Source organism: Cellulomonas algicola (assembly GCF_019024305.1).
GTDB classification, from domain to species: domain Bacteria; phylum Actinomycetota; class Actinomycetes; order Actinomycetales; family Cellulomonadaceae; genus Cellulomonas; species Cellulomonas algicola.
In genome coordinates, this window is sequence record NZ_JAHKSJ010000011.1 from 1 (window position 1) to 17,080 (window position 17,080).

The following is a 17,080-nucleotide window of genomic DNA, read 5'->3' on the forward strand; positions in this document are numbered from 1 at the left end:
CCGCACGGGTGTGGGTCAGTTGCCGCCCGGCTCGAGCGTCACCTCGGCGGCCTGGAAGTCGGCGCCGTCGACGTCGACGCCCTCGGCGCGCAGCTCCTCGAGCGCCTTGTCGACGTACTCGTTGGTGTAGGCGTCGGCGCTCGGCTCGGCCGTGATGACCGTCGCGCCCTGGTCGTTCTTGGTGTTCAGGGCGATGTCGACGGTCCGCTCCCAGGCCGACTCGTCGATGATCCCGATGCCGCCCGGCGACGGCCAGACGAGCTTGTTGACCTCGTTGACCTGCCACAGCTGGTGGCTCGCGCCGAGCTGCGAGCCCGCCGCCACGACGAGGTCGCGCGCCTCCTCCGGGTTGTCGCGGACCCAGATCCAGCCCTCGAGGCTCGCCTTGAGGAACTTGACCGTCGTCTCCTCGTACTCCTCGTCGGACGCGAGGCGCTCGGAGTTCGCCCAGATCGCGTCCTGGAGCATCGCGGTGCCCTCGTCGTTCCAGTCGACGACCGTGAAGTCCTCGGGCTGGTAGAGCTCGCCGGTCGCGGGGTTCACCGCCTCGAGCACCTGCGCGTACTCGTTGTACGTCATGGCCTGGGCGGCGTCGATCTCGCCGGACAGCAGCGCGTTCATGTCGAACTGCTGCTGCACGAGGGTCACGTCGGTCGCGGGGTCGAGGCCCGCCTCCGTCATGCCGGCGAAGAGCTCGAACTCGTTGCCGAAGCCCCAGTTGCCGACCTTCTTGCCCGTGAGGTCGGCGGCCGAAGAGATGCCCGAGTCGGCGAACGCGACCTGGAGCGTGCCGGACCGCTGGAAGATCTGCGCGACGTCGGTGATGCCTGCGCCCTGCTCGCGCGACGCGAGCGCCTTCGGCACCCACGCGATCGCGTAGTCGACCGACCCGTCGGCGAGCACCGACTGCGGGACGATGTCGACGCCGCCCTCGACGATCTCGACGTCGAGGCCCTCGTCCTCGTAGAAGCCCTGCTCGACGGCGGCGATGTAGCCGGCGAACTGGGCCTGGGTGAACCACTGCAGCTGGAGCGTGACGGGGGTGAGCCCGTCGGAGTCGCCCGACGCCTCGGGCTCGGGGTCGCCGCTGCCGCTGCTGCACGCCGACAGCACGAGCGCGGTGGCGACGCCGACAGCCGTCGCGGTCCACGCGGAACGCCTGGTGGGGGTCATCTCGGGTCCTTCCTGGGGGCGGCACTGGCGGGGCGCGCTCGCCGGAGGGGGCGAGTCGCGGTCGACCGCACCTGGCGTCGTCGGCAGGCGGGACGGGTGGGCGGCGTCAGGTCCCGGCGGGGACCGCACCGTGGCGACGCGCGACGGCACGTTCGAGCGCTGCCGTCGCGAGGTAGAGGACGAGGCCCAGCAGGATCGCGCCGAGCACGAACGCCCACGCCCGCGCGTACGCGCTGTTCGCGGCGGCGGCGGTGATGCGCGACCCGAGCCCGTTCTGCAGCCCGCCGAAGTACTCGGCGACGACGGCCGCGATGACACCCGTCGACGACGCGATCCGCAGCCCGGTGAACAGGTACGGCAACGCGCCGGGCACCGTGACCGTGCGGGTGACCTGCCACGACGACGCCGCGTACGCCCGCATGAGGTCGCGGTGCACGGGCTGCACCTGCCGCAGCCCGCGCAGGGTGTTGACGAACACCGGCGCGAAGACCACGACGGCCACGACGAGCCGGCGCGGGGTCGTCGACGTCGTGCCGAACAGCGTGTTGAGCGCGGGGGCGAGCGCGACGATCGGCATGACCGACAGCGCGGCGGCCGTCGGCGACATGAGGCCGTCGACGATGCGGCTGCGCGCGGCGACGAACGCGGCGAGCACCGCCGTGACGGCACCGGCCACGAGCCCGACCAGCACGTTCGCCCCCGTCGCGAGCGCCGCCGACCACACGAGCGGCACGACCTGGCGCAGCTGCTCGACGATCGCGGTCGGGCTGGGCAGCAGGTACGGCGGCAGGTCGGCGGCGACGACGACGACCTGCCACGTGACGAGCGCGAGCACGCCGACCAGGACGGGTGCGACCCACCGGCTGACCCGGGCGGCGCTCACCGGACGTCCACCCCGCGCGTCGGGACGTCCGCACCGTGACCGCCGTGCAGCGCCTCCCGGACCGCGGTGACCGCCGCGAAGAACGCCGCGTCCTCCCGCAGGTCGTCGGTGCGCTCGTCGGCCCGCGCGAGGTCCACGGGCACGACCTGGGCGATCCGGCCCGGACGCGGCGACATGACCACGACGCGCTGCGAGAGGAACACCGCCTCGGGGATCGAGTGCGTCACGAACACGACGGCCGCCCCGGACTCGGCGCACAGCCGCACGAGCTCGGTCTGCATGCGTTCGCGCGTCATCTCGTCGAGCGCGCCGAACGGCTCGTCCATGAGGAGCAGGCTCGGGCTCTCCGCGAGCGACCGGGCGATCGCGACGCGCTGCTGCATGCCGCCCGAGAGCTGGTGCGGGAAGTGGCCGGCGAACTCGGTGAGCCCGACGAGCGCGAGCAGCTCGGCGGCACGCGCGGCGCGCTCCCGACGGCCGACGCCGTGCAGCTCGAGCGGCAGCTCGACGTTGGCGGCGACGCTCCGCCACGGCAGGAGCCCGGCCTGCTGGAACGCGATCCCGTAGTCCTGGGCCTCCCGAGCGACCCGAGGTGGACGGCCGAACACCGCGATCTCCCCCGTCGTCGGCTGGTCCAGGTCGGCGACGAGCCGCAGCAGCGTCGACTTGCCGCACCCGGACGGGCCGATGAGCGACACGAACTCGCCCGCGGCGACGCTCAGGTGGATGTCGTCGAGCGCGGCGACGGTGCCGGCGCGCGTGGCGAACACCTTGGAGACGCCGCGCACGTCGACGGCGGTGGCGGGACCGGCGGGTGCGGCCGGTAGGGACGTGGCGCCGGGCGCGGCGTCGGGCGGGGTGCCCGTCGCCTCGGTGGCGGTGGTGACGTCGCTCATGAGACCTCCGCGTGGCGGTAGCGGCCCAGGCCGAGCCCGAGCAGGGTGACGAGTCCGGCGGCGACGAGGCCGAGCACCGCGGCGGCGAGGATGGCCGCCCACGGCTTGGCGGGGTCGCCGCTCGCGGCCTGGGCGTAGGCGATGACGAGGCGCCCGATGCCGCCCTTGGTGCCCGTGGACACCTCGGCGACGATCGCGCCGACGACGGCCGTGGCCGCGGCGAGCCGCAGCGCGGGCAGCAGGTACGGGACGGACGCGGGCAGCCGCAGGGAGACGAGGGTCCGCCCCCACGACGCGGCCTGCGCCCGGAACAGCTCGACCTGCGCCGTCGTGGGCGACTGCAGGCCGCGCAGCATGCCGACCGCGACGGGGAAGAACGCGAGGTAGGACGCGATGAGCGCGACCGACATCCACTTCTGCCACTCGAGCGCGCCCAGGTGGATGCGCCCGCCCCATCCGACGACGAGCGGCGCGAGCGCGACGAGCGGCACGGTCTGCGACAGCACGACCCACGGCAGCAGCGCGGACTCGGCGAGCCGCGAGCGCTGCATGACGACGGCCACGAGCGCCCCGCCGACGACGCCCAGGACCCACCCGGCGGCGGCGACGCGGAGGGTGAACCAGCACGCCTGGAGCATCGCGACGAGCACGGTCGGCGCGCCCGTCGCGGATGTCTCGGGCTCGCCGATGCGCGAGACGACGTCCCACACGTGCGGCATCGCGACGTCGTCGGTGCGCGGCAGGACGCTCGCCTCGCCGACGTGCCACCCGGTGTCGGGCACGACGGCCTTGACGACCTCCCACAGCACCACGAGCAGCACGAGCGCCGCGGCCCCCCAGAGCGCCGACCGGGCGGCGCGCCGACCCGCCGTCATGCGGTCGCCACGACGGTGTCCGCGAGCGCGGGGATGACCCGCTCGCCGTAGAGCCGCATGGTCTCCTCCTTGTTGTCGTGCTGGAGGTAGGCGGCGAACTGGGTGACGCCGAGGTCGCGCAGCGCCTCGAGCTTCTCGACGTGCTCGCGCGGGCTGCCGAGCAGGCAGAACCGTTCGACGATCTCGTCGGGGACGAAGGACGTGTGCGAGTTCCCGGCGCGGCCGTGCTCGTTGTAGTCGTAGCCCTCGCGCGCCTTGATGTAGTCGGTGAGGGCCTTCGGCACGGTGCTGTCGCTGCCGTAGCGGGCGACGATGTCGGCCACGTGGTTGCCGACCATGCCGCCGAACCAGCGGCACTGCTCGCGCATGTGCGCGCGGGCGGCCGGGGAGTCACCGTCGCCGACGTACGCAGGGGCGGCGACGCAGAACTGGATCGCGTCGGGATCGCGCCCGGCGGCCTCGGCGGCGTCGCGGACGACCTTGATCGTCCAGGCGGCGATGTCGGGGTCGGCGAGCTGGAGGATGAACCCGTCGCCGACCTCGCCCGTGAGCTTGAGCGCGAGCGGCCCGTAGGCGGCGACCCACACGTCGAGCGCGGAGCCCTTGGCCCACGGGAACCGGACGGTCCGGCCGTTGACCTCGACGGCACGGTCGTTCGCGAGCTCGCGGATCACGTGGATCGACTCGCGCAGCGTCGCGAGGTTCGACGGCCGCCCGTTGAGCGTGCGGACCGCGGAGTCGCCGCGGCCGATGCCGCACACGGTCCGGTTGCCGAACATCTCGTTGAGCGTCGCGAACAGCGAGGCCGTGACGGTCCAGTCCCGCGTCGCGGGGTTGGTCACCATCGGTCCGACGACCACCTTGCGCGTCGCGGCGAGGATCGCGGAGTACACGACGAACGGCTCCTGCCACAGCAGGTGCGAGTCGAACGTCCACACGTAGTCGAAGCCGTGCGTCTCGGCCTGGCGGGCGAGCTCGACGGTCCGCCAGGCGGGCGGATTGGTCTGCAGGACGACACCGAAGTCCACGGGCGGTCCTCCTTCCGGGGCGTGGGGACGCGGGTCAGACGAGGTGGGGACGGAGGTCAGACGAGGTACTGCGAGAGGTCGCGCCTGAGGTAGCGCCCGTGGCCGGCCCGGCCGTGGTACCCGGCGTCGTCGACGACGACCGTCCCGCGGGACAGGACGACGTCGACGTGCCCGTCGACCTCGAAGCCCTCCCACGCGGAGTGGTCCATGTGCATGTGGTGCGTCCGGCCCTCGCCGACCCCGATGGACGTGTGGCCCGCGGGGTCGTAGACCACGACGTCCGCGTCGGCCCCGGGCGCGATGACGCCCTTGCGGCCGTACAGCCCGAACATCCGCGCGGGCGTCGTCGAGGTGAGCTCGACCCAGCGCTCGAGGGTGATCTGGCCGGTCACGACGCCCTGGTACATGAGGTCCATGCGGTGCTCGACGGACCCGATGCCGTTGGGGATCGCGCGGAAGTCGGACAGCCCGAGCTCCTTCTGCCCCTTCATGCAGAACGGGCAGTGGTCGGTCGACACCATCTGCAGGTCGTTGGTGCGCAGCGCCTGCCACATGTGGTCCTGGTGCCCCTCGGCCCGCGAGCGCAGCGGCGTCGAGCACACCCACTTCGCGCCCTCGAACCCCGGCGCGCCGAGCTGCTCCTCGAGCGACAGGTAGAGGTACTGCGGGCACGTCTCGCCGAACACGTTCTTGCCGTTGTCGCGCGCCCACGCGAGCTGCTGGACGGCCTGCTTGGCGCTCACGTGCACGACGTAGAGGGGCGCGTTCGTGAGGTCGGCGAGCATGATCGCGCGGTGCGTCGCCTCCTCCTCGAGCTGCCAGGCGCGGGCGATCCCGTGGAAGTACGGGTCCGTCTTCCCCTGCTCGACGAGCTGCGCCGCGAGGACGTCGATCGCGGGACCGTTCTCGGCGTGCATCATCGTGAGCAGCCCCAGGTCGGCGGCCTTCTGCATGGCCCGGACGATCTGCGCGTCGTCGGCGTAGAACACGCCGGGGTACGCCATGAAGAGCTTGTAGCTCGTGACGCCCTCGGCGACGAGGCCCTCCATGGCCTTGAGGCTGTCGTCGTCGACGCCGCCGACGATCTGGTGGAACGCGTAGTCGACCGCGCACTGCCCGGCCGCCTTGTCGTGCCACGCGGCGAGCCCGTCCATGACGCGCTCCCCCGCGCGCTGCACCGCGAAGTCGACGATCGTCGTCGTGCCGCCCCACGCCGCGGCGCGGGTGCCCGTCTCGAACGTGTCCGACGCCGCGGTGCCGCCGAACGGCAGCTCCATGTGGGTGTGCGCGTCGACGCCGCCCGGGATGACGTACTTGCCGGTCGCGTCGATGACACGGTCGACGTGGGCCGCGAGGTCGAAGCCCAGCAGCGTCGAGCCGGGCGCGAGCACCGCGGCGATGGTCTCGCCGTCGACGAGCACGTCGGCCGGGGTGCGGCCCGTCGCGCTGACGACGGTCCCGCCGGTGATCAGGGTCTTCACTCGGACGTCCTCTCCGCTGGGTGCCGGGTCAGGGGGCGACGATCGCGCCGTAGGCGTCGGGCCGGCGGTCGCGGAAGAACTGCCAGCGCTCGCGGACCTGCCGGATCTGGTCGAGGTCGAGGTCGCGGATCAGGAGCTGGTCCTCGGTGCTCGAGCCGACCTCGCCGACGTAGTTGCCGTCCGGGCCGACCGCGTACGACGAGCCGTAGAACGCGACGGCCTCGTCGCCGTACTCGTTGTCCTCGCGCCCGACGCGGTTGTTCGCGACGACGAAGTAGCCGTTCGCGACCGCGGCCGCGGGCTGCTCGATCTCCCAGAGCTTGTTGGAGATGCCGGGCGCGGTGGCGTTGGGGTTGAAGACGATCTCGGCGCCGTTCAGGGCGAGCACGCGCCAGCCCTCGGGGAAGTGCCGGTCGTAGCAGATGTTGACGCCGATCTTCCCGACGGCCGTCTCGAACACCGGGTACCCGAGGTTGCCCGGGCGGAAGTAGAACTTCTCCCAGAACTTCGGCAGGTGCGGGATGTGGTGCTTGCGGTACTTCCCCAGGTAGGAGCCGTCGGCGTCGATCACCGCGGCCGTGTTGTAGAGCACGCCGGGCTGGTCCTCCTCGTAGACCGGCAGCACGATCACGATGCCGAGCTCGGCCGCGAGCGCCGCGAACCGCTCGGTCGTCGGGCCGGGAACGGACTCCGCGTAGTCGTAGTAGGCGGTGTCCTGCGTGATGCCGAAGTACGGCCCGTAGAACAGCTCCTGGAAGCAGATCACCTGCGCGCCGGCGGACGCGGCCTCGCGCGTCCACGCCTCGTGCAGCGCGATCATCGACTCCTTGTCGCCGGTCCAGGTGGCCTGGGTGAATGCGACGCGTACGACGGTCATGGGTCCTCCGGTCCTCGGGCGGCCGGCGGCGGGTCCCGGCCGCGGTGCCGCGGTCCCACGTCGTGCGACGGGACCTGCCTGCCGGGCCGGGCCCCGTCGCCTGGAATGTGACTGTCGGCGTTGAACATTTCTGCGGCGTTACCCTCCGTTTCCGCCGCGCGAACAACGGCGGGCCGCGTGTAAACACCTGCGACCGGCGTCCGGTTCGTCCCGGGCTTCGCCCAGGGCGGGTCCTGCGCGCGGGCATGCTGCCGCCATGGATCTGGCCGCCCACGTCGACGACCGGTCGCCGCGCGGCATCGCGGCCGCGGTGGCGCGGCTCGTGCACGGCGGGGAGCTCGTCCCCGGCGACCGGCTGCCGACCGTGCGGGCGCTGGCCGTCGACCTGGGCGTGAGCCCCGCGACGGTGAGCGGTGCGTTCCAGGCGCTCGCGACCGTCGGGCTCGTCGCGTCGCGCGGGCGCGCGGGCACTTTCGTCCTCCCGCCGCCCGCCGCGTGGCTGCCCCCGCGCTACCGCGACCTCGCCGAGGGAGCGCCGGCCCGGCTCGACCTGTCGACCGGCACGCCCGATCCCGACCTGCTCCCGCCGCTCGGCCCGGCGCTCGCGCGCGTCGCGGCCCGGACGCCCGCCGCCGAGGCCGGCACCTACCTGTCGGCACCGCTCGTGCCCGAGCTCGAGTCGCTCCTGCGCGAGTCGTGGCCCTTCGTGCCGCAGCGGCTCACCGTCGTCGACGGCGCGGTCGACGCGATCAGCCGCACGCTCGAGCAGGTCGCGTCGTTCGGCGACCGCGTCGCCGTCGAGGACCCCGGCTTCCCGCCGCTGCTCGACCTGCTCGACCAGCTCGGACTCCAGCGCGTGCCCGTCGCGCTCGACCGCAACGGCATGCGCCCCGACTCCCTGGCCCGTGCGCTGGCGGCCGGTGCGGGCGTCGTCGTCCTGCAGCCGCGCGCGCAGAACCCGACGGGCGTCTCGCTCACCCCGACCCGGGCCCGCGAGCTCGCCGCCGTCGTCCGACGCGTGCCCGCAGCCACCGCCGTGACCGTGATCGAGGACGACCACTGCGGGCAGATCTCCTCCGCGCGCGACGTCTCGCTCGGGACCTGGCTGCCCGACGCGACCGTGCACGTCCGGTCCTACTCGAAGTCGCACGGCCCCGACCTGCGGCTCGCGGCCGTCGGCGGGCCTGCCCGCGTGCTCGACGCGCTCGTCGCGCGCCGCATGCTCGGCCCCGGCTGGACCAGCCGCCTGCTGCAGCACGTGCTCGTCGACCTGCTCACCGACCCCGCCGCGATCGACGCGGTCGCGCACGCCCGCCGCGTCTACTTCGCGCGACGCCGGGCGCTCACGACCGCGCTCGCGGCGCTCGACGTGCACGTCGACGGCGGCGACGGGATCAACCTGTGGCTGCCCGTGCACGACGAGCGCACCGCGCTGCTGCGGCTCGAGGCCGCGGGGATCCGCGCGGCGCCCGGGACGCCGTTCGTCGCCAACGGCCCGGACGAGGCCACCGCGCACCTGCGCGTCACCGTGGGCCTGCTCTCCGACGACGTCGCCGAGGTCGCCCAGGCGCTCGCGCTCGCCGCCCGCCCCTGACCCGCTCGTGGCCGACGTCGCCGTCGACCCAGGGCTGGTGACCGGAAGGGGCGGATGAGCGGTCACCAGACCCGGGTCGCCGGGTGGGGGTGTCCGCCCGCCGCCGGGCGGGCTCGCAGGTGGGCGCGTGGACGTCGGGTTGCGGGACAGGCGGCGCAGCGGCCTAGGGTGGGACCCGGAACCTGGTCGTGTTGACCGGGTCGAGCCGCCCGGCACTCGGCGGCCCTCCGGGGTGCGACGTGCACCCGTCCCGTCGTGCGCAGCGCAGCGCACCCCCGCCCGCGCAGGGGTCGCCCTGCGCCCAGTCCCGGAGTGCCGATGCCCCGCCCCACCCGCCGTCCCCTCGTGCCCCTCGTCGCCGCGGCCGCGCTCGCCCTCGGGCTGTCGGCGTGCGCGTCCGACGCGTCGGGCACGTCGTCGCCGACCGCTGCCGCGTCGCAGCCCGGCGGCTTCACGCCCGTCGACCTCGACAACTGCGGCACACCCGTCACGGTCGACGCCCCGCCGGAGCGCGTCGTGACGATCAAGTCGACGTCGACCGAGATGCTGCTCGCGCTCGGGCTCGAGGACCGCGTCGTCGGCACGGCGTTCGCGGACGGTCCCGTGCCCGACGAGTGGGCCGACGCCTACGACGCGATCCCGGTCGTGTCGGACAAGGTCCCGGGCCAGGAGGCGCTGCTCGCGCTCGAGCCGGACTTCGTCTACGCGGGCTGGGAGTCGAACTTCTCCGCCGACGGCGCCGGCGACCGCACCGCTCTCGCCGCGCTGGGGATCGGCACGTACGTCTCCCCCGCCGCGTGCAAGGAGGAGGGCTACCAGCCCGACCCGCTGACGTTCGACGTCGTCGAGGACGAGATCCGCGAGGTCGCGTCGCTGTTCGGCGTGCAGGACCGCGCCGAGGAGCTCATCGCCGCGCAGCGCGACACGCTCGCAGAGGTCGAGAAGCCCGCCGAGCCGACGACCGCGCTCTGGTACTCGTCGGGCACCGACAGCCCCTACGTGGGCGCCGGGATCGGTGCGCCGCAGATGATCCTCGACGCCGCCGGGCTGACGAACGTCTTCGGCGACGTGCACGACACGTGGACGTCGGTCGGCTGGGAGCAGGTCGTCGCGGCGGACCCCGACGTGATCGTGCTGGTCGACGCGTCGTGGAACACCGCCGACAGCAAGATCGCGCTGCTCGAGTCGAACCCGGCGACGTCGCAGCTCACCGCGGTGCGCGAGAAGCGGTACGTGACCGTGCCGTTCGCCGCGACCGAGGCCGGTGTGCGCAACGCCGAGGCCGTCGCGTCGATCGCCGAGCAGGTCGCCGCGCTGGACGACGCACCGGACGAGGGGTGACGACGACGACCGCCACCGTCCCCCGCACGACCCCGCCGCTCGCCCCGTCGACGGCGGCACCGGCGCGCACCCGCCTCGCGCTGCTCGTGGCCGTCGGCCTCGCGGCGCTCGTCGTCACGGTCCTCGTGACCGTGACGATCGGACCGGCGGACCTGGGCGTCGGCGAGGTCGCGCGCAGCATCGTGGCGCACGTGGGGTTCGACGTCGCGCCCGTCGCACCGCTGCACGACGCGATCGTCTGGGAGCTCCGCCTGCCGCGCGTGCTGACGGCCGCCGCCGTCGGCGCCGGGCTGGCGCTCGCCGGCGCCGTCATGCAGAGCCTCACGCGCAACCCGCTCGCCGACCCGTACCTGCTCGGGCTGTCGTCGGGTGCGTCGCTCGGGGCGGTCGCCGTGCTGGTCGTCGGCGTGGCCGTGCTGCTGCCGGTCGCCGCGTTCGTGGGCGCGATGGCCGCGCTGGTCGCCACGCTCGCGCTCGCCCGCTCGGGCGGGACGCTCACGCCGGGCCGCACGGTGCTCGCCGGGCTCGCGGTGTCGCAGCTCTGCGCGGCGGGCACGTCGTTCGTCATCTTCTGGACCGCGACCGGCGACTCGTACCGGGAGATCCTGTCGTGGCTCCTCGGCTCGCTCGCGGGCGCGACGTGGTCGTCGGTCGCGATCGCCGGGGGCGCGGTGCTCGTCGTCGGGACGCTCGTCGTGCTCGCCGGTGTGCGGCTCGACGCGTTCGCGTTCGGCGACACGGCCGCGGCGGCGCTCGGCGTCGGCGTCGACCGGACCCGGTGGACGCTCATGACGCTCGTCGCGCTGCTCACGGGCGCGATGGTCGCGGTGAGCGGCGCGATCGGGTTCGTCGGGCTCGTCCTGCCGCACGCCGTCGGGTCGCTCACCGGCCCGGCGCACCGCCGGCTGCTGCCCGTCGCAGCGCTCGCCGGCGCGGTGTTCCTCGTCTGGGCCGACACGCTCGCCCGCACGCTCTTCGACCCGCGCGAGCTGCCCGTCGGCATCGTCACGGCGCTCATCGGCGTGCCCGTCTTCGCGGTGCTGCTGCGCCGGGGACGGGGGTCGGCGTGGACCTGACGCTCAGCGGTGTCGGCACGCGCCTCGGGGGCCGGTGGGTCGTCGACGGTGTCGACGCGACCCCACCCCCGGGGCGCCTGACCGGCCTGCTCGGCCCGAACGGCGCGGGCAAGACGACGCTGCTGCGCCTCGTCGCCGGGCTGCTCACGCCCGAGCGCGGTGCGGTGCTCGTGGGCGCGGGGGCGTCGGCGGCGCCGGTCGCGGCGATGGGCCGTCGTGAGCGTGCCCGCCGGATCGCGCTGCTCGAGCAGGAGTCGTCGAGCAGCGTCCCGCTGACGGTCCGCGAGGTCGTCGCGCTCGGCCGCATCCCCTACCGCTCGCTGTGGGGCACCGACCCCGACGACGAGGCCGTCGACCGCGCGCTGCACGCCGCCGATGCCGCGCACCTGGCCGGCCGCGCGTGGTCGTCCCTGTCGGGCGGCGAGCGTCAGCGCGTGCACGTCGCGCGCGCGCTCGCGCAGGAGCCCGAGCTGCTGCTGCTCGACGAGCCGACCAACCACCTCGACGTGAGCGCCCAGCTCGCCCTCCTCGCGTTCGTGCGAGACCTCGGCACGACGACCGTCGCCGCGCTGCACGACCTCAACCTCGCGGCCGCGTTCTGCGAGCACGTCGTCGTGCTGTCCGGCGGGCGCCTCGCCGCGGCCGGTCACCCCCGCGAGGTGCTGCGGCCCGCGCTGCTGCGCGAGGTCTACGGCGTCGACGCCGACGTCCTCGAGCACCCGCGCACCGGGCGGCCCGTCATCGCGTTCCACGAGCCCGCGCCCCGCACGGCGCCGGCTCCCGTCCCCGCGGGAGAAGCATGAGGATCACCGTCCTGTCCGGCGGCGTCGGTGGCGCGCGCTTCACGCGCGGGCTGCTCGCGCTGCTGCGCGACCGGCTGTCCGACGGCGCGGGCGGCACGACCGCGCAGGTCACGGTCGTGGCGAACACCGGCGACGACCTGTGGCTGCACGGCGTGCGCGTGTGCCCCGACCTCGACACCCTCATGTACACGCTCGGCGGCGCGGTGCACGAGGAGCAGGGCTGGGGTCGCCGCGACGAGAGCCGCCGCGTGTCCGACGACCTCGCCGCGTACGGGCTCGGCTGGGAGTGGTTCACGCTCGGCGACCTCGACCTCGCGACGCACCTGGCCCGCACCGAGCTGCTGCTGTCGGGCGTGCCGCTGTCGAGCGTCACCGCCCGGCTCGCGGAGCGGTGGAAGCCCGGCGTGACGCTGCTGCCGATGACGGACAGCGAGGTCGAGACGTCGGTCGAGACCGTCGACGGACGGACGATGCACTTCGAGGAGTGGTGGGTCCTGCACCGCGCCGCGATCCCCGCGCGCGCGTTCCACCAGAACGACGTGACGGTCGCCGAGCCCGCACCGGGCGTGCTCGACGCGCTCGCCGACGCCGACGTCGTGGTCGTGCCGCCGTCGAACCCGGTCGTGTCCGTCGGCACGATCCTCGGCGTGCCCGGCATCCGCGACGCGCTGCGCGCCACGCCCGCCCCGGTCGTCGGCATCAGCCCGGTGATCGGCGGCGCACCCGTGCGCGGCATGGCCGACGCGTGCCTCACCGCGATCGGGGTCGAGACCGCGGCCGACGCCGTCGCGCGTCACTACGGCCGCCGCGCCGACGGTGGCGTGCTCGACGCGTGGCTCGTCGACGACGCCGACGCGGCGGTCGTCGAGCCGCTGCGGTCCGAGGGCTGGCGCGTCGAGTCCGCGCCCACGCTCATGACGGACGTCCCGGCGACCGCGGCGATCGCCGCGCGGGCGCTCGCCCTCGTGGACCGGGCGCCGTGACCGGGTGGTGGGTCGTCGTCCCGGTCAAGGACGCCGACCGCGGCAAGTCGCGCCTCGCCGACGTCCTGGGACCGGGCGAGCGCGCCCGGTTCGTGCGCTCGATGGCCCTCGACACCCTCGCTGCGGCGTCGGCCGCCGAGTCGGTCGCGGGCGTCGTCCTCGTGACGCCCGACCACGTCCTCGCGTCGTGGGCGCAGCGCGGCGGCGCGGTCGTCGTCGACGAGCCGCCCGGCGGTGGGCTCGACGAGGCGGTCCTCGCGGGCGAGGCCGTTGTCCGCGCGCGCACGCCCGACGCACCCGTCGCGGTCCTGCTCGGCGACCTGCCCGGGCTGCGTCCCGCCGACCTCGACGCGGGGCTGCGCCTGGCCGCCGCGCACGCCCGCGCGCACGTCCCCGACGCGGAGGGCACGGGCACGACGCTGCTCACCGCCGCCCCGGGGTCCGACCTGCGACCGGCCTTCGGTGCGGGCTCGTCCGCCCGGCACACCGCCGCCGGGCACGTCGCGCTCGACCTTCCCGTCGCGTCGACGCTGCGGCACGACGTCGACGAGCCCGCCGACCTCGACACGCTGGTCGACGACCCGGGTGCCCACGCACCCGGCGCGCACGCCAGGATGGGCGCATGACGCTCTGGCTGACCGGCGACGACGCCGCGGACCGACTGCTCTCGGAGGACCCGTTCGCGCTGCTGATCGGGATGCTGCTCGACCAGCAGGTGACGATGGAGAGCGCGTTCGCCGGGCCGGCGAAGATCGCCGAGCGCATGGGCGGGCTCGACGTGCACCAGGTCGCGGACGCCGACCCCGACGAGTTCGTCGCGCTGTGCTCGACCCCTCCCGCGGTGCACCGCTACCCCGGCTCGATGGCGGGCCGCATCCAGGCGGTCGCGCGCGAGGTCGTCGAGACGTACCACGGCGACGTGGCCCGGATCTGGACGACGGGCGACCCGGACGGCGCGACGGTGCTCAAGCGCCTCAAGGCGCTGCCCGGGTTCGGCGACCAGAAGGCGCGGATCTTCCTCGCGCTGCTCGGGAAGCAGTACGGCGTGGAGCCCGAGGGCTGGCGCGAGGCGGCGGGCGCGTACGGCGAGGTCGACGCGCGCCGCTCGATCGCCGACGTGACGGACCCGACGTCGCTCGCCGAGGTCCGCGCGACGAAGCAGGCGGCCAAGGCCGCCGCCAGGGCCGCGAAGGCCTGACACCGGCTGAGCTGAGCCGCCCGGCCGGCACCAGGACCGCGAGCGCGCGGCCCGCCCCGAGCGCAGGGGCGGGCCGCGCGTCGCGCGTCAGCGCCAGGTGTCGTTCAGCGTGAGCGTCCCGGACGACGGCACGGTGACCGTGCGGTTCGTCCCGCCCTCCCACGTCACGGCACCCGACGCGTCCTTGCGGACGTACTTGTACTGCACGGTCGAGCCCGCGGGCAGCGTGACCGACGCCCGCCACACGGGGTAGGCAGCCGGCGAGAGCGGCACGGCGCGCGCCGGGTCCCAGCCGCCGAGGACGGCGGCGTCGCCGACCACGAACACGTTCTGGCCCCACGCCGTCGTGGCCTGGACGCCGAACGAGACGGCGGCGGACGACGAGGTCGGGGTGGGTGTCGGTGTCGGGGTGGGCGTCGGCGTGGTGCCGCACGGGCTGCCCGGGGTGACGACGCCGCCGGCCACGCGGACCGCCGCACCGATGAGCGTGTAGTCCCGCCCGCCGTTGCTGTCCCACGTCCCGGTGCCGTTCGTGAACGCGGCGGTGACGGCGGCGCCGCCCGTCGCGATCTCGCGCGACACCCAGCCGGTGCACGCGGGCGCCATCTCGACGCCGGGCACGGCGGTCCACGCCCCGGAGCCGACGCGGTGGTGGATCCGGTAGGCGGACCAGCGGGGCGTCGTCGCGTAGTAGACGGTCGTGCTCGCGGTCGGCTGCCCGCCGGGACGGCCGACGTGGATCGCGACGGCCCCGTGCGCGGGGACGGTCGCGGTGAAGGTGCCCGACGACGACACGGTCACGGTCGACGCGCACGTCGCGGATGCGACGACGTCGCAGTAGGAGCCCGCGGGCATCGACGTCTGGAAGGTGCGCGTGACGGGCTGGTCGTGGTCGTTGAGCGCGACGTACCCGCGGTCGCCGCGGCCGAAGCCGATGAGCTGCGAACCGTCGTCGGTCCACTGCACGAGCGGCGCGCTGCCGACGGTGTTGTGGAAGCCGACCATGCCCTGCACCTGGGTCCACCGCTGCGTGCAGACCCACCGGCTGTCGGCGCACGACGCGTCGGGCACGCTCGTCGCCGAGGCACCGGGCGCGCCGGCGTCCTTGTCGTCCCACGTGTAGCCGCTGTAGACGGACGGGGCGCCGTAGGGGTGCGCGAGGAGGAACACGTTGGCGAGCCGGTACTCGGCGCCGCGCTTGTAGCTGAGCGTCTCGCCGTTGCGCTCGGTGTCGTGGTTGTCGACGAACGTGCCCGCCGACGACGACGGCAGCAGCCCGTCGGCGATCGTGCGCAGGTTCGCGAGGTTCCCGTCGAACGCGGCCTTGAGCCGGCGGCCGTAGAAGAACTCGTGCGAGTCGCCGCTGCCGAGGTACTCGGACGGCTGGACGGGCTCGCCGCTCGCGCCGATGACCTCGTGCACCCAGAAGACGTCCGGGTTGGTGAGCCGGCTCTTGATCGCGGCGAGGTCGGCGGCGGGGATGTGCTTGGCGGCGTCGATGCGGAAGCCCGCGACGCCGAGGCTCAGCAGGTCGTTGAGGTACCCGGCGAGCCGGTCCCGGACGTACGACGAGCCGGTGCGCAGGTCCTGCAGCGACACCAGCCGGCAGTTCTGCACCTGGTAGCGGTCGCCGTAGCTCGCGATGTTGGACCGGCAGTCGTTGAAGTCCGCGGCGCCGTAGATCCCGGGGAACGAGTCGACGCCGAAGGACGACCCGGCGACGCCGGTGCCGCTCCCCCGGTCCGCGCCGGTCGTGTGGTTGAGCACGGCGTCGGCGATGACGCCGACCCCCGCGGCGCGGCACGTCGCGACCATCGCGCGGAACTCGTCGCGCGTCCCGAGCTTCGACTCGACGCGGTAGCTGACCGGTTGGTACGACGTCCACCACTGCGACCCGGTGACGTGCTCCTGCGGCGGCGACACCTGCACGTACCCGAACCCGGCGGGCCCGATCGTCGAGGTGCACTCGCGGGCGACGGCGTCCCACGTCCACTGGAAGAGGTTGAGGATGACGTCGCCGCGGCCGTTCGCGGACGGCACGACGGGCTGCGGCAACGGTGGTGCCGCTCCGGTCGGCGCGACGGAGGCGGTCAGGCCGGCGCCGGCGACGAGCAGGGCGGCCAGGGCGGCGACGGCGCGTCGCCGGCGTGGTCGGGCGGCACGCGCGGGCGTGCGGGTGGTGGCGGTCACGGAGAGGCTCCGATCGGGCTCGGCGCACGTCGTCGTGCGCGGCTGGGCGTGGGCGGGCGGTCCGGACGTCGAGCTGCGCTGCTCGCCGGGTGGGCGTGGCGTCGGACCGGTTCCGGGTCTCGGAACGGCAGCAACTTCTTGCTGCAACTTGCAGCACCGCGTTGCGGGCGAACGTACCACCGGGGCGACGCCGCGGACAGGGGATGAATCCGGGCCGCGGTCCTGCCCTGCCGTCGGGCGCGCGTGACACGATGCGCGCGTGATCGTGGTGACGACGAACGAGATCCCCGGCTACCGCGTGCAGGCCGTGCTCGGCGAGGTCATGGGCCTGACGGTCCGCTCGACGAACATCGGCGGCAGCCTCACCGCGAGCCTGCGCTCGATCGGCGGCGGGGAGATCCCCGAGTACACGAAGATCATGTACGAGAGCCGGCACGAGGTGATGCGCCGCATGGTCGACGAGGCCCGGCAGCGCGGCGCGAACGCGATCGTCGCGATGCGGTTCGACACCGGGGCCGTCGGGCAGTTCAGCGAGGTGTGCGTCTACGGGACGGCGGTCGTCGCGGAGCCGATCCCGGCGGGCGATGCCGGTGCGACCGGTCAGTCCGCGCACGTCGCCGCGAGCACGCCGCCGCCGGGCGGCTGACGCAGGCGCGGGGAGGGCTGACACGCCACGATCCCC

16 protein-coding genes are annotated in these 17,080 nt (G+C 74.4%); 8 read left to right on the forward strand and 8 right to left on the reverse strand.

Translation table 11 applies throughout. The features are described 5' to 3' along the window. Window positions 1-15: 15 nt before the first annotated feature. The 7 genes from KOV94_RS09465 to KOV94_RS09495 form a co-directional block, all read right to left on the reverse strand. Complete coding sequence (locus tag KOV94_RS09465; RefSeq protein WP_218051894.1) at window positions 16-1,173, reverse strand: ABC transporter substrate-binding protein; 1,158 nt, start codon at window positions 1,171-1,173, stop codon at window positions 16-18. Window positions 1,174-1,279: 106 nt separating this feature from the next. Continuing rightward, on the reverse strand, window positions 1,280-2,056 hold the full coding sequence (locus KOV94_RS09470) for an ABC transporter permease (protein ID WP_218051895.1): 777 nt from the start codon (window positions 2,054-2,056) through the stop codon (window positions 1,280-1,282). Continuing rightward, complete coding sequence (locus KOV94_RS09475) at window positions 2,053-2,952, reverse strand: ABC transporter ATP-binding protein (RefSeq protein ID WP_218051896.1); 900 nt, start codon at window positions 2,950-2,952, stop codon at window positions 2,053-2,055. The genes KOV94_RS09470 and KOV94_RS09475 overlap by 4 nt, the downstream gene beginning before the upstream one ends. Next, complete coding sequence (locus tag KOV94_RS09480; RefSeq protein WP_218051897.1) at window positions 2,949-3,827, reverse strand: ABC transporter permease; 879 nt, start codon at window positions 3,825-3,827, stop codon at window positions 2,949-2,951. Before KOV94_RS09480 ends, KOV94_RS09475 begins: the two co-directional genes overlap by 4 nt. Further along, entirely contained in the window at window positions 3,824-4,855 is a 1,032-nt protein-coding gene (locus KOV94_RS09485) for a TIGR03842 family LLM class F420-dependent oxidoreductase (RefSeq protein ID WP_162351613.1), read from the reverse strand. Before KOV94_RS09485 ends, KOV94_RS09480 begins: the two co-directional genes overlap by 4 nt. Window positions 4,856-4,911: 56 nt before the next feature. Beyond that, window positions 4,912-6,336 (reverse strand): dihydropyrimidinase, encoded by a 1,425-nt coding sequence (gene hydA / locus KOV94_RS09490; RefSeq protein WP_218051898.1) that lies wholly within the window; start codon window positions 6,334-6,336, stop codon window positions 4,912-4,914. A gap of 28 nt (window positions 6,337-6,364) precedes the next feature. Beyond that, a complete protein-coding gene (locus tag KOV94_RS09495; protein WP_218051899.1) occupies window positions 6,365-7,213 on the reverse strand; it encodes a nitrilase-related carbon-nitrogen hydrolase in 849 nt (282 codons plus the stop codon). Window positions 7,214-7,469: 256 nt separating this feature from the next. Between KOV94_RS09495 and KOV94_RS09500 the strand changes: the two genes are divergently transcribed. The 7 genes from KOV94_RS09500 to KOV94_RS09530 all read left to right on the forward strand — a co-directional run bounded on the left by KOV94_RS09500 (window position 7,470) and on the right by KOV94_RS09530 (window position 14,208). Further along, window positions 7,470-8,807: an aminotransferase class I/II-fold pyridoxal phosphate-dependent enzyme gene (locus KOV94_RS09500; RefSeq protein ID WP_218051900.1), complete on the forward strand. Its 1,338-nt coding sequence runs from the start codon at window positions 7,470-7,472 to the stop codon at window positions 8,805-8,807. A gap of 318 nt (window positions 8,808-9,125) precedes the next feature. Beyond that, complete coding sequence (locus KOV94_RS09505; protein ID WP_218051901.1) at window positions 9,126-10,148, forward strand: putative F420-0 ABC transporter substrate-binding protein; 1,023 nt, start codon at window positions 9,126-9,128, stop codon at window positions 10,146-10,148. Then, complete coding sequence (locus KOV94_RS09510) at window positions 10,145-11,224, forward strand: putative F420-0 ABC transporter permease subunit (RefSeq protein ID WP_218051902.1); 1,080 nt, start codon at window positions 10,145-10,147, stop codon at window positions 11,222-11,224. Before KOV94_RS09505 ends, KOV94_RS09510 begins: the two co-directional genes overlap by 4 nt. Further along, window positions 11,215-12,027: a putative F420-0 ABC transporter ATP-binding protein gene (locus KOV94_RS09515; RefSeq protein ID WP_124341115.1), complete on the forward strand. Its 813-nt coding sequence runs from the start codon at window positions 11,215-11,217 to the stop codon at window positions 12,025-12,027. The genes KOV94_RS09510 and KOV94_RS09515 overlap by 10 nt, the downstream gene beginning before the upstream one ends. Beyond that, window positions 12,024-13,010, forward strand: coding sequence for a 2-phospho-L-lactate transferase (gene cofD, locus KOV94_RS09520; protein WP_124341116.1), 987 nt, complete (start codon window positions 12,024-12,026; stop codon window positions 13,008-13,010). The genes KOV94_RS09515 and cofD overlap by 4 nt, the downstream gene beginning before the upstream one ends. Continuing rightward, the gene (gene cofC, locus KOV94_RS09525) at window positions 13,007-13,636 is read left to right on the forward strand and encodes a 2-phospho-L-lactate guanylyltransferase (RefSeq protein WP_218051903.1); all 630 of its coding nucleotides are present in this window, start codon (window positions 13,007-13,009) and stop codon (window positions 13,634-13,636) included. The genes cofD and cofC overlap by 4 nt, the downstream gene beginning before the upstream one ends. Then, window positions 13,633-14,208, forward strand: a complete 576-nt coding sequence (locus KOV94_RS09530; RefSeq protein ID WP_124341118.1) for an HhH-GPD-type base excision DNA repair protein — start codon at window positions 13,633-13,635, stop codon at window positions 14,206-14,208. The genes cofC and KOV94_RS09530 overlap by 4 nt, the downstream gene beginning before the upstream one ends. Window positions 14,209-14,295: 87 nt before the next feature. On the opposite strand, the gene KOV94_RS09535 is transcribed toward KOV94_RS09530, so the two are convergent. Continuing rightward, window positions 14,296-16,398 carry a carbohydrate-binding module family 20 domain-containing protein gene (locus KOV94_RS09535; protein ID WP_308160466.1) on the reverse strand — a complete coding sequence of 701 codons (2,103 nt, stop codon included), beginning with the start codon at window positions 16,396-16,398 and terminating at the stop codon, window positions 14,296-14,298. A gap of 259 nt (window positions 16,399-16,657) precedes the next feature. On the opposite strand from KOV94_RS09535, the gene KOV94_RS09540 reads away from it, so the two are divergent. After that, window positions 16,658-17,044: a YbjQ family protein gene (locus tag KOV94_RS09540; RefSeq protein WP_124341598.1), complete on the forward strand. Its 387-nt coding sequence runs from the start codon at window positions 16,658-16,660 to the stop codon at window positions 17,042-17,044. Window positions 17,045-17,080: the final 36 nt, after the last annotated feature.